The sequence below is a fragment of the Citrobacter sp. Cy070 genome (assembly GCF_030332245.1).
Lineage (GTDB): Bacteria > Pseudomonadota > Gammaproteobacteria > Enterobacterales > Enterobacteriaceae > Citrobacter > Citrobacter youngae.
This window is the reverse complement of record NZ_JAOWIG010000009.1, coordinates 27,405-46,091: the sequence shown is the minus strand read 5'-3', so window position 1 is coordinate 46,091 and position 18,687 is coordinate 27,405. Positions and strand designations below refer to the sequence as shown.

Annotated in this window: 14 protein-coding genes; 6 read left to right on the top strand and 8 right to left on the bottom strand. The window is 54.3% G+C overall.

The annotated features are described in order from the left end of the window. Positions 1-68: 68 nt before the first annotated feature. A complete protein-coding gene (gene glpD, locus OGY19_RS00730) occupies positions 69-1,577 on the bottom strand; it encodes a glycerol-3-phosphate dehydrogenase (protein ID WP_115601360.1) in 1,509 nt (502 codons plus the stop codon). Between the two features lie 197 nt (positions 1,578-1,774). On the opposite strand from glpD, the gene glpE reads away from it, so the two are divergent. The 3 genes from glpE to OGY19_RS00715 all read left to right on the top strand — a co-directional run bounded on the left by glpE (position 1,775) and on the right by OGY19_RS00715 (position 3,781). Continuing rightward, positions 1,775-2,101: a thiosulfate sulfurtransferase GlpE gene (gene glpE, locus OGY19_RS00725; protein ID WP_048213564.1), complete on the top strand. Its 327-nt coding sequence runs from the start codon at positions 1,775-1,777 to the stop codon at positions 2,099-2,101. 75 nt (positions 2,102-2,176) lie between these two features. Further along, positions 2,177-3,007, top strand: coding sequence for a rhomboid family intramembrane serine protease GlpG (glpG, locus tag OGY19_RS00720; protein WP_115602374.1), 831 nt, complete (start codon positions 2,177-2,179; stop codon positions 3,005-3,007). A 15-nt stretch (positions 3,008-3,022) separates the two neighbouring features. Continuing rightward, a complete protein-coding gene (locus tag OGY19_RS00715) occupies positions 3,023-3,781 on the top strand; it encodes a DeoR/GlpR family transcriptional regulator (protein ID WP_003023499.1) in 759 nt (252 codons plus the stop codon). Positions 3,782-3,822: 41 nt separating this feature from the next. Here OGY19_RS00715 and malT read toward each other — a convergent pair whose 3' ends face one another. Then, a complete protein-coding gene (gene malT / locus OGY19_RS00710; RefSeq protein WP_048213563.1) occupies positions 3,823-6,528 on the bottom strand; it encodes an HTH-type transcriptional regulator MalT in 2,706 nt (901 codons plus the stop codon). A 628-nt stretch (positions 6,529-7,156) separates the two neighbouring features. Here malT and malP point away from each other — a divergent pair. Both malP and malQ read left to right on the top strand, forming a co-directional pair. Beyond that, a complete protein-coding gene (malP, locus tag OGY19_RS00705) occupies positions 7,157-9,550 on the top strand; it encodes a maltodextrin phosphorylase (RefSeq protein ID WP_115601361.1) in 2,394 nt (797 codons plus the stop codon). Positions 9,551-9,559: 9 nt separating this feature from the next. Continuing rightward, on the top strand, positions 9,560-11,647 hold the full coding sequence (gene malQ / locus OGY19_RS00700; RefSeq protein WP_115601362.1) for a 4-alpha-glucanotransferase: 2,088 nt from the start codon (positions 9,560-9,562) through the stop codon (positions 11,645-11,647). A gap of 45 nt (positions 11,648-11,692) precedes the next feature. Here malQ and gntT read toward each other — a convergent pair whose 3' ends face one another. The 3 genes from gntT to gntX all read right to left on the bottom strand — a co-directional run bounded on the left by gntT (position 11,693) and on the right by gntX (position 14,695). Beyond that, the gene (gene gntT, locus OGY19_RS00695) at positions 11,693-13,009 is read right to left on the bottom strand and encodes a gluconate transporter (RefSeq protein WP_032950402.1); all 1,317 of its coding nucleotides are present in this window, start codon (positions 13,007-13,009) and stop codon (positions 11,693-11,695) included. A 368-nt stretch (positions 13,010-13,377) separates the two neighbouring features. After that, positions 13,378-13,953 (bottom strand): Fe-S biogenesis protein NfuA, encoded by a 576-nt coding sequence (nfuA, locus tag OGY19_RS00690; protein WP_003023509.1) that lies wholly within the window; start codon positions 13,951-13,953, stop codon positions 13,378-13,380. Between the two features lie 58 nt (positions 13,954-14,011). Continuing rightward, positions 14,012-14,695 (bottom strand): DNA utilization protein GntX, encoded by a 684-nt coding sequence (gene gntX / locus OGY19_RS00685; protein ID WP_115601363.1) that lies wholly within the window; start codon positions 14,693-14,695, stop codon positions 14,012-14,014. A gap of 37 nt (positions 14,696-14,732) precedes the next feature. On the opposite strand from gntX, the gene bioH reads away from it, so the two are divergent. Then, positions 14,733-15,512, top strand: coding sequence for a pimeloyl-ACP methyl ester esterase BioH (gene bioH, locus OGY19_RS00680; protein WP_115601364.1), 780 nt, complete (start codon positions 14,733-14,735; stop codon positions 15,510-15,512). A 96-nt stretch (positions 15,513-15,608) separates the two neighbouring features. On the opposite strand, the gene feoC is transcribed toward bioH, so the two are convergent. Genes feoC through feoA form a run of 3 tightly spaced genes read right to left on the bottom strand, consistent with a single transcriptional unit; the run spans position 15,609 to position 18,421 of the window. Continuing rightward, positions 15,609-15,845, bottom strand: a complete 237-nt coding sequence (feoC, locus tag OGY19_RS00675) for a [Fe-S]-dependent transcriptional repressor FeoC (RefSeq protein WP_003023516.1) — start codon at positions 15,843-15,845, stop codon at positions 15,609-15,611. A gap of 11 nt (positions 15,846-15,856) precedes the next feature. Continuing rightward, positions 15,857-18,175: a Fe(2+) transporter permease subunit FeoB gene (gene feoB, locus OGY19_RS00670; protein WP_286596185.1), complete on the bottom strand. Its 2,319-nt coding sequence runs from the start codon at positions 18,173-18,175 to the stop codon at positions 15,857-15,859. 18 nt (positions 18,176-18,193) lie between these two features. After that, positions 18,194-18,421 (bottom strand): ferrous iron transporter A, encoded by a 228-nt coding sequence (gene feoA / locus OGY19_RS00665; protein ID WP_003023519.1) that lies wholly within the window; start codon positions 18,419-18,421, stop codon positions 18,194-18,196. Positions 18,422-18,687 lie beyond the last annotated feature (266 nt).

Genomic DNA, 18,687 nt, shown 5'->3' with positions numbered 1-18,687 from the left:
GCTTGCCCGGCCTACGTTTATGCACTTTTGTAAGCCGGATAAGGCGTCGCCGCCATCCGGCATTTTTATCAGGACGCCAGCGACAGTTGGTGCTTCTCAATGTACTCCGCCAGCCACTGGGTCATGCGCGACTGCTGTTCTGCATTCAGCCACATCCCTTCTTTCGTACGACGCCACAGCGCATCGTCCGCACGACGAACCCATTCGTGATCGACCAGATATTTCAGCTCGGCCTCATAAAACTCATGGCCAAAGTCTTCACCTAACTCGGCAAGCGAGGTGGCTTCGCCGATGACCCATTCGGTGTTGCTGCCGTAGGTACGCGAATAATGGCGCGCCAGCGACTCGGTCAGGAATGGGTAGCGACGGCGCAGTTTGGCCGCGTAATCCTCGCGATCGCCGCCGATGTCACCGCCTGGCAGGATGCACTCTTTGGTCCATGCAGGCCCAATGCCCTGATAGTACGACGCCAGTTTTTCCATCGCATGTTCAGCCAGCTTACGGTAGGTCGTCAGCTTGCCGCCAAAGACCGACAGCAGCGGCGCTTTGCCGTTTTCATCATGGATATCCAGCGTGTAATCACGGGTGATAGCCTGCGGCGAGTCGGACTCGTCGTCGCACAGCGGGCGCACGCCTGAGTAAGTCCAGACGATATCATCACGGCCCAGCTGTTTCTTAAAGTGCGCATTGTAGACCTTCAGCAGGTAATTGATTTCACTCTCATCAATTTTCACCGCTTTTGGGTCGCCTTTGTATTCGACGTCGGTCGTCCCGATGATCGAGAATTCGTCCATCCATGGGATGACAAACACAATACGTTTATCTTCGTTTTGCAGGATGTAAGCCTGTTTCTGGGTATGGACGCGCGGCACCACGATGTGGCTGCCTTTAATCAGGCGAATACCGTACGGCGATGGCAGGTGCATGCCGTCGTCGAAGAACTCTTTCACCCACGGGCCGGTGGCGTTGACCAGACCGCGCGCCTGCCAGGTGTGCTTTTTGCCGGTGTCGATGTCTTCGGCTTCCACAATCCACAAACCGTTTTCACGGCGAGCGGAGGTGGCGCGCGTGCGGGTTAACACTTCTCCGCCTTTGCGTACGACCATTTGGGCATTTGCCAAAACCAGTCGTGCATCGTCTACCCAGCAATCAGAATATTCGAAACCGCGCACAATCTCGGGTTTCATTACGGAATCCGCGCCAAAACGCAAACCGGTAGAACCTGGCAAACTGGTGCGTTTGCCCAGATGATCGTACATAAACAGACCAATACGGATCATCCACGCCGGACGCAGATGCGGGCGATGGGGCAGACGAAAGCGCATTGGGAAGGCGATATGCGGTGCCATTTTCAACAGCACTTCACGTTCGGCCAGCGCTTCGCTAACCAGACGGAATTCGTAGTGTTCCAGGTAGCGCAGGCCACCGTGGATGAGTTTGGAGCTGGCGGAGGAGGTCGCGCAGGCTAAATCCTGTGCTTCCAGCATCAGTACGGATAATCCGCGTCCAGCGGCATCTGCCGCGATACCGGCACCGTTGATGCCTCCACCTATCACAATCAGATCTTTGGTTTCCATGCTGGCCTCTCGCACTTTCGTTATAGCTCATTAATGTTCGTTATCGAGCATAATAGCAAAGAATCGCGCCATTGGTAACATCGGATAAACAATTTACAGTGATACATATAACATTATGGTGTTTAACTGCCGTCGGGACGTACACTAAGAAGTAACATGTTTGAAAAGCGTCACCTGCTAATAAAGAAGAGAGAGCAATGGATCAGTTTGAATGTATTAATGTCGAAGAAGCGCATCAGAAGCTGCATCAGGGAGCTGCGGTGTTAGTGGATATCCGCGATCCGCAAAGCTATGCGATGGGTCACGCCCCGCAGGCGTTTCATCTGACGAACGACACGCTGGGGTCATTTATGCGTGAGCATGATTTCGACACCACTGTGTTGGTGATGTGTTATCACGGCAACAGCAGTAAAGGCGCGGCGCAATATCTTCTGCAGCAGGGCTATGACGCGGTTTACAGCGTTGACGGCGGCTTCGATGCCTGGCATCGACATTTTCCGGCAGAAGTGGCATACGGTTCGTAAGCTAACAAAGATGCAGCCTGAAATGGGCAGGATATATATACTGTCCTCTTTTGTGTGGATGAAGCGACAGCAACCATGTTGATGATTACCTCTTTTGCTAACCCCCGCGTGGCGCAGGCATTTGTTGATTATATGGCGACACAGGGCGTTATCCTGACGATTCAACAACATCAGCAAACGGATGTCTGGTTGGCGGATGAGTCCCAGGCTCAGCGCGTGCACGCTGAACTGGCGCGATTTCTGGAGAACCCGGGCGATCCGCGCTATCTGGCGGCAAGCTGGCAGTCAGGGCAGACCGACAGCGGTTTGCGCTATCAACGCAATCCGTTTCTTGCCACGTTGCGCGAACGTGCGGGTCCGGTGACCTGGGCGGTGATGGCCGCGTGTGTGCTGGTGTTTATCGCAATGAATGTGATGGGTGACCAGGCGGTTATGCTCTGGCTGGCATGGCCGTTTGATCCTACGCTGAAATTTGAATTCTGGCGTTATTTCACCCACGCGTTTATGCACTTCTCACTGATGCACATTCTGTTCAACCTGTTGTGGTGGTGGTATCTCGGCGGCGCGGTTGAAAAACGACTCGGCAGCGGAAAACTAATCGTCATTACCGTAATTAGCGCGCTGTTGAGCGGCTATGTGCAGCAGAAATTTAGCGGCCCGTGGTTCGGTGGACTTTCCGGCGTAGTGTACGCCCTGATGGGCTACGTGTGGTTGCGCGGTGAGCGCGATCCGCAAAGCGGCATTTTCCTGCAGCGTGGTTTGATTATCTTTGCGTTGATGTGGATTGTTGCCGGCTGGTTTGATTTGTTCGGCATGTCGATGGCGAACGGCGCGCATATCGCCGGGCTGGCCGTCGGTCTGGCAATGGCATTTGCTGATACTATTCATGTGCGAAAACGAACGTAATTTCAGGGAACCATAATGAAGCAAACACAACGACATGACGCGATCATCGAACTGGTAAAAAAACAGGGATACGTCAGCACCGAGGAGCTGGTGGAGCATTTCTCCGTCAGCCCACAGACGATTCGCCGCGATCTCAACGATCTGGCCGATCAGAACATGATTTTGCGCCATCACGGCGGCGCGGCGCTGCCCTCCAGCTCGGTCAACACGCCGTGGCATGACCGTAAAGCGACGCAGACGGCGGAAAAAGAGCGCATTGCCCGCAAAGTCGCCACGCAGATCCCGAACGGCTCCACGCTGTTTATTGATATCGGCACCACGCCGGAAGCGGTCGCTCATGCGCTGCTTAATCACAGCAACCTGCGCATTGTGACCAACAACCTCAATGTGGCGAATACGCTGATGGCAAAAGAGGATTTCCGCATTATTCTGGCCGGTGGCGAACTGCGTAGCCGTGACGGCGGTATTATGGGCGAAGCGACCCTCGACTTTATTTCACAGTTCCGTCTGGACTTTGGCATCTTAGGGATAAGCGGTATCGACAGCGATGGTTCGCTGCTGGAATTTGATTATCACGAAGTTCGCACCAAACGCGCCATTATTGAGAATTCACGTCATGTGATGCTGGTGGTGGATCATTCGAAGTTTGGTCGTAATGCGATGGTGAACATGGGCAGTATCAGCATGGTGGATGCAGTATATACCGACACGCTACCGCCTGCTGGCGTGATGCAGGTCATTGCTGACCATCATATCCAGTTAGAGTTGTGCTAAGCGGGTTCCAGGCCTGATACGCATAGCGCATCAGGCGTTAACTAAACGCCATACCCCATCATCTTCAGCAGTTTCTGCGCATGTTGCACCGCATCCTGGCGGTGCGCCACACCGAGCTTTTGGTACAAATTGCGGATGTGCGTCTTAATGGTCGTCGCGGCAACAGCCAGCTCACCGGCAATTTGCTCGTTGCTGTAGCCAGAATAAATCAGACCGAGAACCTGCCATTCACGCTGGGTCAGCGGGCTGGTACGGATCAGCTCCGGGACGTCCGGGTGGGTGAGCAGACGTTCAACGAATCCTTCATCAAAGTGGGCGAATTTGTGGCGGTGATGCTGGTTAATCTCGCGCAAAATACGCTGCGCACGATGCTGTTCAAGTTCCGGTAATGTGTTGAGCTGAATCAGCTGGCGTAACTGCTGCGCCATGGCCTCGCCTTCGATCACAAAGTGGCTGATGAACCCGGTGCGGTTCGCCAGTTGCAGGGCGTCGAGCAACACCCGCTGTGCGTCATTTTTGCGCCCCGCCTGCCAGTACAACTGATTAAGCAGCAGCAGGTTACGGTTCAGATCGCTCATCAGGCGCAGATTGCGCGCATTTTCATTCAACTCTTCCAGCACAATCTCAGCCGGTTCAAACTCGCCCAACAGGATCTGCGCACGGGCGATGTTGCGCCACTGTCCTTGCAGGAAGTGGTTATTGGCGAATTCCGGTTTCGGCGTGTGGCGCAGCCAGTTGGCGGCTGAATTTTTGTCGCCGACCATTTGCCAGTAAATCACCCGGACCTTATCAGCGTTGGAGATCCAGTCGCTGTGATAGTGGCCATTACCCAGCAGGTTTTCCAGACGGTTGAGCAGGCTACGGGCGTTGTCCAGATCGCCACGCGCCAGCGAACACTGAACCTGCAGCGCCAGACACTGTAGCTGCTGCTGCGGCTGGAAGGTGGAAAGTAGTTCAATACCCGAGCGGGCAGACGCTTCCGCTTCGTCCAGGCGCGCCCATGCCCACAGGAGCTGCGCACGAATGCGCACCAGGAACTCGTGCATCGGCAGCTGTTCGAGGTGCTGCTCTTTGATCAGCTGGAACGCTTTTTCCTGGATTTCCCAGGCGGCCTGCAAAAAGCCCTGGGCAAACAAGATTTCACTTTGCTGAATAAGACTCCACAGGGCGTAATGCCAGACGTCATGATGGCGCGCCATTTGTTCGGTTTGCTGCATCAACGCCAGAGAACGCGTGAGGTCGCCCTTACAGTGCAGAACTTCGCCGTGTACCGAGGTGGCGACAATTCGGCTATAGAACCAGGCGATGGGTAATTCATCCAGCGCCAGTTTCGCCAGACGCTCGGCTTCATCAGGATTTCCGTCGTTAATCGCGACCTGCGCTCGCAGGGCGTTAAATTCAGCATGTAGCGTCTGTTCCATATCGCCTTTCATTTCCTGCTCAGCGCGCGCCAGCAGGGTATTCACCTCGCCGTAGCGGTGCTGGCTTTGCATCAGCCAGGCTTGCAGCAGAACCAGACGCGGATTTTCCAGCAGGCTTTCCCACGGCAGAGCTTTCAATGATTCTTCAAGTAATGCCAGTTCGCTGTGGTTAAACAGCCCCCACGCATGATTGAGCAGAATGTCGCGCAGCATATGGGCGTCGCCTGCCGCCAGCGCGTGGTGGATGGCTTCGGTCGGAAAACCTTGCGCCATCCAGCTTTCAGCGGCGGCGCGGTGTATTTCGGGAAGTTCGGTAGCTAACTCCCACTGGCAACGCTGGCGTAAAAAGCTGCCAAATAGCGGGTGATAGCTAAACCATTCGCCGACATCATCCATCCGCTGCAGGAATAATCCCTGGCGCTCAATTTCCTCCAGCCGCATTTGGCCGTTTTCTTCGCCCGTGACCCGAACAATCAGCGCATCGTTCATCGAGCGCAGGATGGCGCTTTTTAGCAGGAAATGGCGGGTTCCGATATCGACGCTGTCCAGGACTTCATCGACCAGATAATCGGATAAATGGCTGGCGTTGATACCGGCCAGACGTCGTGCCGACTGGTGGGCGGAATGGTTGTTCTGACGGGCAGATAAGGCGATCAGCTGTAACGCCGTGGCCCAGCCTGCAACGTCATCGCACATGCGGCTACTTTCCGCAGCCTCAATCGGGGAGGACAGGCGACGGTCAAAGAATTGTTTGGCTTCCTGGTGGTTAAACGCCAACTGCTGACTGCCGATTTCCAGCAGTTGATCGCGTACGCGCAGGTTGGCAATGCCCAGTTGCGGTAGGTTTCGCGACAGCACGACTAATGTCAGATTCTCCGGTTGATGGCGCAGGAAAAAACGCATCGCTTCGTGGATGGCTGGATTGGAGATCAGATGATAATCATCCACGACCAGATAGAGTGGACGATGCCACTCTGCCAGTTCAATGAACAACTGGGCAAACAGTGAAGTCAGGCTGGCATACTGGCGTTTTTGCACCATGGCTTCGCTGGTGGTGCAGTGCCCACCGGTCGCCTGTTGGATTGCCGCAATCAAATAGCTGGCGAAGCGCTCTTGCTGGTTATCGCCTTCATCCAGGGAATACCAGCCTAATTCGTTCTTCCCCGCCGCCCATTGTGAAACAAGCGTTGTTTTTCCATAACCAGCAGGACTTGTTATCAGGGCAAGCCTGAAATTGTTCGCGCCGGAAAGTTTAGCCAGCAGGCGCTCACGAACCACCGTATGGTCGAGTCGAACCGGACGACTTAATTTAGACGGAATCAACATAAGTTAGTCACTTCACTGTGTGAATATGGGGGAAAACGATTTTTTTTGCGCTTCGTAATTAATAGATATAGGGTCGGCCAGAACGGGATTTATTGCAAGCTAAGCGGACTTTTTGTGTGTCTGATTTTGCACTATGTCACAAATCTATACATCTATTGCAATAATTGTTTTAAAGAGTCGCAACAGGCATGGTGACTGGATCCAGCGTTATTTTTACGGGGCGGAATAACTCCTCTTCTTTTATATGGTTACTGTGGTGATGAATAAAAGTCGATGAATTTTGTGCTCGACTTAAAACTTTCATGTGAAATATCTCAAGCAGAATGTGTATTTCAGGTTAGAAACTATTTCTCCGTTTACATATTTTTTCTAAATGTCATCTTCCTGTTTGATATTGTCTGGATAATCTCATTTTGATTAATGCGAAAACCGCGATGCATTTCAGGGGGATGCGCAGAGCCTGCGTATTTATCAGCCATAATACCCCTCGTAAAGTGGCGGCGATCACATTTTAACGCTCATCCCCGCTCCTCCTCCCTACCTAATCCCTGGCAGGATGAGGAAGGTCAACAACGAGCCTGGCAAACTAGCGATAACGTTGTTTATTACCTAAGGACCTGGAATCCCTATGTCACAGCCTACTTTCAACAAAGATCAATTTCAGGCTGCCCTGACGCGTCAGTGGCAGCGCTTCGGTTTATCGTCGGCTCACGAAATGACGTCGCGCCAGTGGTGGCAGGCCGTGAGTGGGGCGTTGGCTGAGTTACTCAGCGCCCAGCCTGCGGTGAAACCAGCAAAAAATCAGCGCCATGTTAACTATATCTCAATGGAGTTTTTGATTGGCCGTCTGACGGGGAACAACTTGCTCAACCTGGGCTGGTATCAGGCGGTGAGCGACGAGCTGAAAGCACACGACATCAACCTGACCGACTTACTGGAAGAAGAAACCGATCCGGCGTTGGGGAACGGGGGGCTGGGCCGTCTGGCTGCGTGTTTCCTCGACTCGATGGCAACGGTTGGCCAGTCGGCGACGGGCTATGGCCTCAACTATCAGTACGGCTTATTCCGTCAGTCATTTGCTGATGGGCAACAGATGGAAGCTCCGGATGACTGGCATCGCGGCAGCTACCCGTGGTTCCGCCACAATGAAGCACTGGATGTGCAAGTCGGCATTGGCGGCAAGGTCAGCAAACAAGGCCACTGGGAGCCGGGATTCATCATCACCGGTCAGGCCTGGGATCTACCGGTTCTCGGCTACCGCAACGGCGTGGCGCAGCCGCTGCGTCTGTGGCAGGCCAGCCATGCGCATCCGTTTAACCTGACCAAATTTAACGACGGTGATTTCCTGCGCGCCGAGCAGCAGGGTATCGACGCTGAAAAACTGACCAAAGTGCTGTACCCGAACGACAACCACACGGCGGGTAAAAAGCTGCGCCTGATGCAGCAGTACTTCCAGTGCGCCTGCTCCGTAGCCGATATTCTGCGCCGCCATCATCTGGCGGGACGTAAACTGCACGAACTGGCCGACTACGAAGTTATTCAACTGAACGACACCCACCCGACCATTGCGATCCCTGAACTGCTGCGCGTGCTGATCGATGAGCACCAGATGAGCTGGGACGATGCGTGGACGATCACCAGCAAGACGTTTGCGTATACCAACCACACTTTGATGCCAGAGGCGCTGGAGTGCTGGGATGAGAAGCTGGTGAAAGCGCTATTACCACGCCATATGCAAATCATCAAAGAGATTAACGACCGCTTTAAGACGCTGGTCGATAAAACCTGGCCGGGTGATGCTGAAGTCTGGGCGAAGCTGGCGGTGGTGCACAACAAACAGGTGCGCATGGCCAACATGTGCGTGGTCAGCGGCTTTGCGGTTAATGGTGTGGCAGCGCTGCACTCCGATCTGGTGGTGAAAGATCTGTTCCCGGAATATCACCAACTGTGGCCGAACAAATTCCACAACGTCACCAACGGGATTACCCCACGTCGCTGGATTAAGCAGTGCAACCCGGCGCTGGCTGCGCTGCTGGATAAATCGCTGAAAAAAGAGTGGGCTAACGACCTCGACCAGTTGATTAACCTGGAAAAATACGCCGACGACGCGAAGTTCCGTCAGCAGTATCGTGACATCAAGCTGGAGAACAAAGCGCGTCTGGTGAAGTTTATTAAAGCGCGAACCGGTATTGAGATAACGACTAACGCGATTTTTGATATTCAGATTAAACGTCTGCATGAGTACAAGCGTCAGCACCTGAACCTGCTGCATATTCTGGCGTTGTACAAAGAAATCCGTGAGAACCCGCAGGCTGATCGCGTGCCGCGCGTATTCCTGTTTGGGGCGAAAGCGGCTCCGGGTTACTACCTGGCGAAAAATATCATCTTCGCCATTAACAAGGTGGCGGAAACCATCAATAACGACCCGAAAGTTGGCGATAAGTTGAAGGTCGTGTTCCTGCCGGATTACTGTGTCTCAGCGGCGGAAATGCTGATCCCGGCGGCGGATATCTCTGAGCAGATCTCAACCGCAGGGAAAGAGGCTTCCGGCACCGGCAACATGAAGCTGGCGCTGAATGGCGCCTTAACTGTCGGTACGCTGGATGGCGCAAACGTCGAAATCGCCGAAAAAGTGGGCGACGAGAATATCTTTATCTTTGGTCATACCGTGGAAGAGGTGAAGGCGCTCAAGGCCAAAGGTTACGATCCGGTGAAATGGCGTAAGAAAGACAAAGTGCTGGATGCGGCCCTGAAAGAGCTGGAAAGCGGGAAATACAGCGACGGCGACAAGCATGCCTTTGACCAGATGCTGCACAGTATCGGCAAGCAGGGCGGCGACCCGTATCTGGTGATGGCGGACTTCGCGGCCTACGTTGAAGCTCAGAAGCAGGTTGACGTGTTGTATCGTGACCAGGAAGCCTGGACCCGGGCGGCGATTCTGAATACCGCACGTTGCGGCATGTTCAGCTCGGATCGCTCCATCCGCGATTATCAGGCCCGTATCTGGCAGGCGAAACGTTAAGGAATCGCGATGGAAAGCAAACGTCTGGATAATGCCGCGCTGGCGGCGGGGATCAGCCCCAATTACATTAATGCCCACGGTAAACCGCAGTCTATTGGTGCCGAAACCAAGCGGCGTTTGCTTGAAGCCATGCATCGCACCACCGCCGCCACGCAGGTGGCGGTGACGCCAGTGCCGAATGTCATGGTTTATACCGCCGGTAAGAAAATGTCGCTGGCGGTTGAGGGAAGCGGAGAGTTTAGCTGGCTGCTGACCACTGAAGATGGCGTACAGCACAAAGGGCATGCCATCGGCGGCAAATCTTTTCACCTTCCGACGAAACTGTCGGAGGGCTATCACACGCTGACATTGACGCAGGGCGAGCTGCGCACCCACTGTCGTGTCATCGTGGCGCCAAAGCGCTGCTATGAACCGCAGGCGCTGCTGGAGGGGCAAAAACTGTGGGGCGCATGCGTTCAGCTCTACACCCTGCGTTCAGAGAAAAACTGGGGGATTGGCGACTTTGGCGATCTCCGCGCCATGCTGGTAGATGTGGCGCAACGCGGCGGCGCGTTTATCGGGCTTAATCCTATTCACGCGCTGTATCCGGCGAACCCGGAAAGCGCCAGCCCGTACAGCCCGTCGTCACGTCGCTGGCTGAACGTTATTTATATTGATGTTAACGCAGTAGATGATTTCCGCCTGAGTAAAGAGGCGCAGGCGTGGTGGCAGAAACCCGCGACTCAGCAAACCCTGCAACGTGCGCGGGATGCCGAGTGGGTTGATTATTCTGCTGTTACCGCACTGAAGATGACAGCGCTGCGCATGGCGTGGAAAAATTTCTCTGCACGTGACGATGAGCAGATGGCGGCATTTCGCCAGTTTGTGGCTCAGGAAGGAGATAGCCTGTACTGGCAGGCAGCCTTTGACGCGTTGCATGCGCATCAGGTGCAAGAGGATGCGTTGCGCTGGGGATGGCCGGTGTGGCCGGAAGCTTTTCATTCGGTAGATTCGCCGGAGGTCAAACAGTTCTGCGCAGAGCATCGTGATGAGGTGAATTTCTACCTGTGGCTGCAGTGGCTGGCGTATACCCAGTTTGCTGACTGCTGGAAAACCAGCCAGGGTTTTGCGATGCCGATTGGACTGTATCGCGACCTGGCGGTTGGTGTGGCAGAAGGTGGGTCAGAGACCTGGTGTGACCGTGAACTGTATTGTCTGAAAGCCTCAGTTGGCGCGCCGCCGGATATTCTTGGGCCGCTTGGGCAAAACTGGGGGCTGCCGCCGATGGATCCGCACATCATCACGGCACGGGCCTACGAACCGTTTATCGAACTGCTGCGCGCCAATATGCAGAACTGCGGTGCGCTGCGTATCGACCATGTTATGTCGATGCTGCGTCTGTGGTGGATCCCCTACGGTGAAACTGCCGATCACGGCGCTTACGTGCACTATCCGGTCGATGACCTGCTTTCAATTCTGGCGCTGGAGAGTAAACGTCATCACTGCATGGTAATTGGTGAGGATCTGGGTACCGTTCCCGTGGAGATCGTCAGCAAGCTGCGCGACAGCGGCGTGTACTCCTACAAAGTGCTTTATTTCGAGAATGACCATGAGAAAAACTTCCGTGCGCCGAAAGCGTACCCGGAACAATCAATGGCAGTCGCGGCGACGCATGACCTTCCTACGCTTAAAGGTTATTGGGATAGCGGCGATTTGACGCTGGGTAAGGCGCTGGGCCTGTACCCGGATGAAGTCGTGCTGCGGGGGTTGTATCAGGACCGGGAGCTGGCGAAACAGGGGCTGCTGGACGCGCTGCACAAATACGGCTGCCTGCCAAAACGTGCTGGTCACAAGGCGTCACTGATGTCGATGACGCCGATTCTTAATCGCGGCATGCAACGCTACATCGCTGACAGCAACAGCGCGTTGCTGGGCCTGCAACCGGAAGACTGGCTGGATATGGCTGAACCGGTCAACATTCCGGGGACCAGCGACCAGTACAAAAACTGGCGGCGTAAGCTCACCGCCACGCTGGAGCAGATGTTTGCAGATGAGGGCGTGAACAAGCTGATTAAGGATTTGGATAAGCGGCGAAAAGCAGCGGCGAAGAAGAAGTAAAGAAATTAAGCCGGGTAGGCGCTAGCGCCACCCGGCTTTTTTACATCAGATTGCCATATTTAACAGCAGGCACCCTACCAGGCCGCATACTGAAATAATGGTTTCCAGCATTGACCATGACTTGATGGTTTCACCGATAGTCAGGTTGAAGTACTCCTTGAACAGCCAGAAGCCAGGATCGTTCACGTGGGAGAAAATGACGGAACCAGAACCGACTGCAATAACCATTAGCTCAGGGCTTACGCCGGTCGTTGCAATCAGTGGTGCCACAATCCCGCCAGCGGTGATTGCTGCAACAGTTGCAGAACCCAGTGCGATACGCAGTACTGCAGCGATAGACCATGCCATCAGCAGTGGAGACACGTTAGAGCCGTGCATCATTGAAGCGATGTATTTGTCGACGCCGCTATCAACCAGGACCTGTTTGAAGGCACCGCCACCGCCGATAATCAACAGCATCATCGCGATGATTTTGATTGAGGACACCAGCGTGTCGTTAATCTGATCCATCGAACGTCCACGGTTCAGACCAAACGTGAACATCGCAATCAGCACCGCGATAAGCGTTGCCATAACCGGGTCACCGAGGAATTCTGCAACAGTCAGGAAAGCATGTCCTTTCGGCAGGATCATCTCCGCCACGGCGCGCATCGCCATCAGAATAACCGGGACCAGAGAGGTCCAGACGCTGACGCCAAAGCCTGGCATCTCTTCTTCAGTGAAGGTTTTCGCGCTGTACAGACCTTCCGGGATCGGCTTATCGATACCTTTCAGGAAACGTGCGTAAACAGGACCGGCGAGAATAACGGTCGGGATTGCCAGAATCGTACCAAACAGCAGGGTTTTACCCATATCTGCATGGAAAATAGTGGCGATAGCGGTTGGACCCGGGTGCGGTGGCAGGAAGCCGTGCGTTACGGACAGCGCGGCAGCCATCGGCACGCCAACGTACAGCAGCGGGATATTGGCAGCAGCGGCAATGGTGAACACCAGCGGCAGCATCAGTACGAAACCAACTTCGTAGAACAGGGCAAAACCAACGGTGAAGCCGGTTAATACCACCGCCCACTGAATATGTTTTTTGCCGAATTTAGCAATCAGGGTGGTTGCGATGCGCTGTGCGCCGCCGCAGTCCGCCAGCATTTTGCCCAGCATGGCGCCAAAACCCATAATCAGGGCGAGGCTGCCAAGGGTTCCGCCGACACCGGCTTTAATCGAACCAATGACTTTATCCAGTGGCATCCCTTGCATCAATCCGACAGCAAGCGCCACCAGGACGAGAGCGATGAAACCGTTCATTTTGAAACGGATCATCAGGAGGAGTAACAAGATTACACCGATAGCAACGATGACTAATGGCATGATTTACCTGGCCTTTACTTTGTTATGGGTAACGTCAGTGTTTAGATGACAAATTCCGATTGTCCCGACCGGGAACAGCGTATTCACAGCACCAATGCTGATTGCCCGTAAAACTAATCAGTTTCGCTGGCTGTTATGTGCGTCTTGGGTGCTGATACGAATGATACGGGTAACATACTGCGCTTGAGAATCACCTGGACAGGCAAAATTTAAATTATGAGAGGCTGGTCAAATTATGCGGGGGATTGTTGCAGGGTACGTGCAGAGAAATGTAAGGGCGTAGGCCGGATAAAGCGTTTACGCTGCCATCCGGCATCAATGCCCGATGGCGACGCGGATGCGTCTTATCGGGCCTACAAGTCTGGTCGCTAGTAGTAAGAGTGCTCGCCACGCTGGTGTTCGGTTAAATCGCGAACGCCTTTCAGTTCCGGGAATTCAGCCAGCAGCTGCTTCTCGATACCTTCTTTCAGCGTCACATCGACCATTGAACAGCCGTTACAGCCGCCGCCAAACTGCAGAATGGCGTAGCCTTCATCGGTGATTTCCATCAGAGAGACGCGACCACCGTGGCCTGCCAGCTGCGGGTTGATCTGCGATTGCAGCATGTACTCCACGCGTTCCATCAGCGGTGCATCATCGGCAACTTTACGCATTTTGGCGTTTGGCGCTTTCAGGGTCAGCTGGGAGCCTAACTGGTCGGTAACGAAATCGATTTCTGCATCTTCCAGATACGGTGCGCTCAGTTCATCAACATATGCGGTCAGCAGGTCAAATTTAATGGCGGTGTCGGTTGCTTCCACGGCGTCCGGCGGACAATAAGAAACGCCGCATTCAGCGTTAGGCGTGCCGGGATTAATCACAAATACGCGGATTTGTGTCCCTTCTTCCTGATTTGCCAGCAGTTTGGCAAAGTGCGCTTGTGCAGCATCGGAAATATGGATCATAGTAATGGCCTAATAGTTGACTATTTTACTTGGTTATAATACGCCCATCATCGAGGCTCTACAAGGTTCGACACAGGCACCATACCTGGACAGTCGCCGCGCCGTTGCGTAAAAGCAGCTGCGCGATTTCCGCGACGGTACTTCCGGTAGTGACGACATCATCCACAATAACCATATGGAGTCCCTGCACCGGCAATTCAAGGCGAAAGGCGTTTTTCAGGTTACGTTTACGCAATCGGGCGCTGAGATGGTGCTGCGTGGCGGTTGCCCGAACCCGCGATATGGTCCGGCTGTCCCAGTCGCAGCCCAGCCAGCGCGCCAGTGGGCGACACAGTAATTCGCTCTGATTAAACCCCCTGCGCCAGTGCCGTCGCTGCCAGAGCGGGACGCTGATGAGCCTGTCTGGCAGAGGAAGACCGCTGACGCGCCGTGCCTGCAATACCTCCAGCAACAGCAAACGCGAAAGAGCGGAGGCTGTTTCGCTGCGTCGCGAAAACTTGAGCTGGTGGATAAGCCCGCTCAACGGCGGAACATAGTCGCTGACGGTGACCAGCCGCTGCCACGGCGGCGGTTTTTGCAGGCAGCGCCCACAGGGAATGATGGTATGAGCTGCAGGGAGTCCACATTGGGGGCATAGGTTGGCGTGTTGACGCGTTGCCCGCGTACAGACTGAGCAGATCCCCCAATGCCCTAACGTTAGGGGCATTCGGCATAGCCAGCACAATCCCGGTACTGTTAGCATAGATGCATCCTTTCAGGCTAAAAGAGAACAATAACTGATGAATGACATCTGGTGGCAGACCCAGGGTTCGGGAAATTGCCATCTTGTGCTGCTGCACGGATGGGGACTGAATGCGCAAGTGTGGCATTGCATAAGCGAGGAACTGAGCTCGCATTTCACGCTGCATCTTGTCGACTTACCGGGATTTGGTCGTAGCCAGGGTTTCGGTGCAATGTCGCTGGAAGAGATGGCTGAGCGGGTATTGAAACAGGCACCGGAGAAAGCTATCTGGCTCGGCTGGAGCCTGGGCGGGCTGGTTGCAAGCCAGGTGGCGTTAACCCATCCTGAGCGTGTTCAGGCGCTGGTGACCGTCGCGTCTTCCCCTTGCTTTAGCGCGCGGGATGAGTGGCCGGGTATCAAGCCAGAGGTGCTGGCAGGCTTCCAGCAGCAACTGAGCGAAGATTTCCAGCGTACAGTGGAGCGTTTTCTGGCATTGCAAACGATGGGTACGGAAACCGCGCGTCAGGATGCGCGAGCGTTGAAGAAAACGGTGCTGGCTTTACCCATGCCGGATGTCGAGGTGCTTAATGGCGGGCTGGAGATCCTGAAAACAGTCGATCTGCGAGAACCGCTGTGCGCGGTGGAAATGCCTTTCCTGCGGTTGTACGGCTATCTTGACGGGCTGGTGCCGCGCAAAGTCGTCCCGATGCTGGATGCACTGTGGCCGCAGAGCGAGTCTTTGGTGTTTGCTAAGGCGGCGCATGCACCGTTTATCTCGCATCCCGCCGCGTTCTGTGCAGCGCTGGTGGTGTTAAAACAGAAACTGAATTGCTTCTAAAGTAACGGATATCTGCATAAACGAATTATCCGGCCTGGACGTTTGCACCATTTGTAGGCCGGATAAGCGTAGCGCCATCCGGTAAAGAGCATCTGATTAGCGTAAAGCCCACCATTCGCGCAGGCAGGCTTTACCTTCCGGGCAACTTTTGCAGCTTCCGGAAAGACACCCGTCGGCATCTTCCTGAATCCGCACCGCTTTGCCCATCTTTTCTAACTGATTCAGCATGGCGTCAATCATCGGCTGCGGGGTGTGCAGCGTGTGGCTAATTTGTGTTGCCTCCATGCGCCCCCGCAAAGCCAATAAATCACGAACCTGAATAAGCGATGCCATTGTCGATAACCTTAGTGGCAATCGCCAGTGGTGCTGGAGCAGCAGGAACTTGCCGTTCTGTTGGTCGCCAGCAGTGCGAGGTCCACACGGCTACGTGCTCGACGCAGCAGGCCCAGTAACACGATGTTAAACAGGATGACCGCTAAAATGCACACCAGGCTGTAGGTCGGGTGTTCTTTGTAGCTGACCGCCTGATAAAACAGCGTTGACAGCGAATAAGCGATATTTAGCCCCCACAAAACCGAGAAGCCCATCCAGCCACGGCTGGATTCACGTGCGATAGCGCCCATCACTGAAATGCACGGCACATACAGCAGCACGAAAATCAGGTAGCTGTACGCGGCGGCGGCGCTGCCAAATTTCTCACCCATCACGCCCATTGCGCCCGTCGCCATTTCTCCGTCGCCCTTGCTGGCTTCGATAGGGTTGGCCAGTACGCTCAGGCTGAAGGTGTCTTTCAGGCTTTGCCAGGTTTCATCCACCGCACCGAGCAGCTCGTCGCCAAGGTGGAAATCTGCCGGATTGAACTCTTCTTCCTGAATGTTTTCTGCGGTATAGAGCGTGTTCAGTGTACCAACTACCACTTCTTTCGCCATCGCGCCGGTGAACAACCCTACGGTTGCCTGCCAGTTATCTTCGTGAACGCCAATCGGTTTAAACATTGGAGTAATAACACGGCTAACGGAGGCCAGAGCAGAGTCGTTGATGTTATCGACGATTTTCCCGCTCAACGAGAAACTGTTAAACGCGCTGAGGAAAATGCTGACGATGATGATGACTTTACCTGCGCGCAGAACGAAGCCTTTCAGGCGTTGCCACGTTTGAATGATCAGACTCTTGATGTGCGGCACGTGGTATACCGGCAGCTCCATCACGAACGGCGTTGCTTCACCACGCATGATGGTGTGTTTGAGCATCAGGCCCGTCAACACAGCCATCACGATACCCAGCACGTACAGCGAGAAGACCGCCAGTGCGCCGTTCTGACCAAAGAACGCCGCGGCAAAGACGGCGAAAATCGCCAGACGTGCGCCGCAGGACATAAACGGCGCCATCATGATGGTCATCAGACGCTCACGCGGGGCGTCCAGCGTACGTGCGCCCATCACGGACGGTACGTTACAGCCAAAGCCGACGATCAGCGGGACAAACGATTTGCCCGGCAGTCCCAGCGCCTGCATCAGACGGTCCATCACAAACGCGGCGCGCGCCATGTAGCCGGAGTCTTCAAGGAAGGAGAGGAACAGATACATCATGCCGATTTGCGGTACCAGCGGTAGCACGGTGTTAATCCCGCCGCCAAGGCCCTGGGCCAGGAAGATGGTTAGCCAGTCCGGGAAGTGCAGCGTGTAGCCAATCCACTGAATACCATGAATAAAGAGTGCTACGGAGCCGACGTCAAACAACGGTTGCAGCGCGCCGCCGATGTTAATGGCGAGCAGGAACATCAGGTACATCACGAACAGGAAAATCGGCAGTCCGAGGAAGCGGTTGAGAACGATTTTATCTACCGCGGTGGTGAAACGGCTCGGCTCTGCCGTCAGAGTATTGCTGACGGTATCGCAGATAGCGGCAATGCACTGATAGCGCGCATCGGCGATATGCAGCGCCGGATCGTCCATTGTCTCGCTCAGACGAGCAACGGCAGCATCCAGGTTTTGCGCGGCATCACCGGCGTAAGCGCGGCTGTAGATATCGCCTTCCAGCATCTGCAGACCCAGCCAGCGGCGCTGTTTCAGTGGCATGTCTTTGGCCATCGCGTCGGCGAGGGAATCCGCTTCCTGCAGCAACGGCTGGGCATAATGGACCAGCTCGACGGTGTCGTTTTCTTTGTAGCGGTCGATCGCCAGTTTCAGCGCTTCAATACCGCGGGCGCGGGTGGAAACCAGTGGCACCACCGGGCAGCCAAGACGCGCTGAGAGGGCGTCGATATCGATACGGATTTGCTGCTTTTCTGCGATATCCAGCATATTCAGAGCGACGATGCAGGGGATGCCCAACTCAAGCAGTTGCAACGTCAGGTAGAGGTTGCGTTCAAGGTTTGACGCATCGACCACGTTGATCAACAGATCTGCGTCGCCGCTCAAAATATAGTGACAGGCAATTTGCTCATCGAGAGAGGTCTGGGATGAGATTGTCGTCAGTGAATAGGTGCCAGGTAAATCCACCAGCGTGACCTGATGGTCCGTTGTGGCGAAATGACCTTCTTTACGCTCAACGGTAACGCCAGCCCAGTTACCTACACGCTGGCGCGCGCCGGTGAGCTGGTTGAATAAGGTTGTCTTGCCGGAATTAGGATTACCAATTAAACCAATGGTTAGTTTTTTCATTTTTATAGACTCACTGTATTAACAGGAAACCGCTTCCACTTCTAATAACGCCAGATCTTTCTTACGCAATACCAGGCTTACGCGACGCGTTTCGATATGGATAGGATCGCCGAGCGGGGCGACGCGTACCACGTTGAAGGAGGAGCCGGGCAGCATGCCAAGTGACAACAGTTTCTGACGATAAGCCGGGCTGATTTCACGGGCAAAGCCGGTAATTTTCCACGCACTGTCAGGAGTGAATTGCATAGGGACCTACTTATATCTCGCTAACTGGATGATTACCTCATGGGGCGACAGGGCGGCATGAGACCAGATGATTAGCCAACGTAAGGAAAGAGTAAATAATCAACAAAACAATGATAATGAGAATGGTTTCTATCATCAATAGAATAAATGTGACGGAATGTAGAATTGAACAATAATTTGAGCCAATTTTGATATTTCTCAACATTTATTCCGCTTTGGAATGAATGTTTCTGCAGTGTCATTATTGACTTTCTTAATGTTTAATT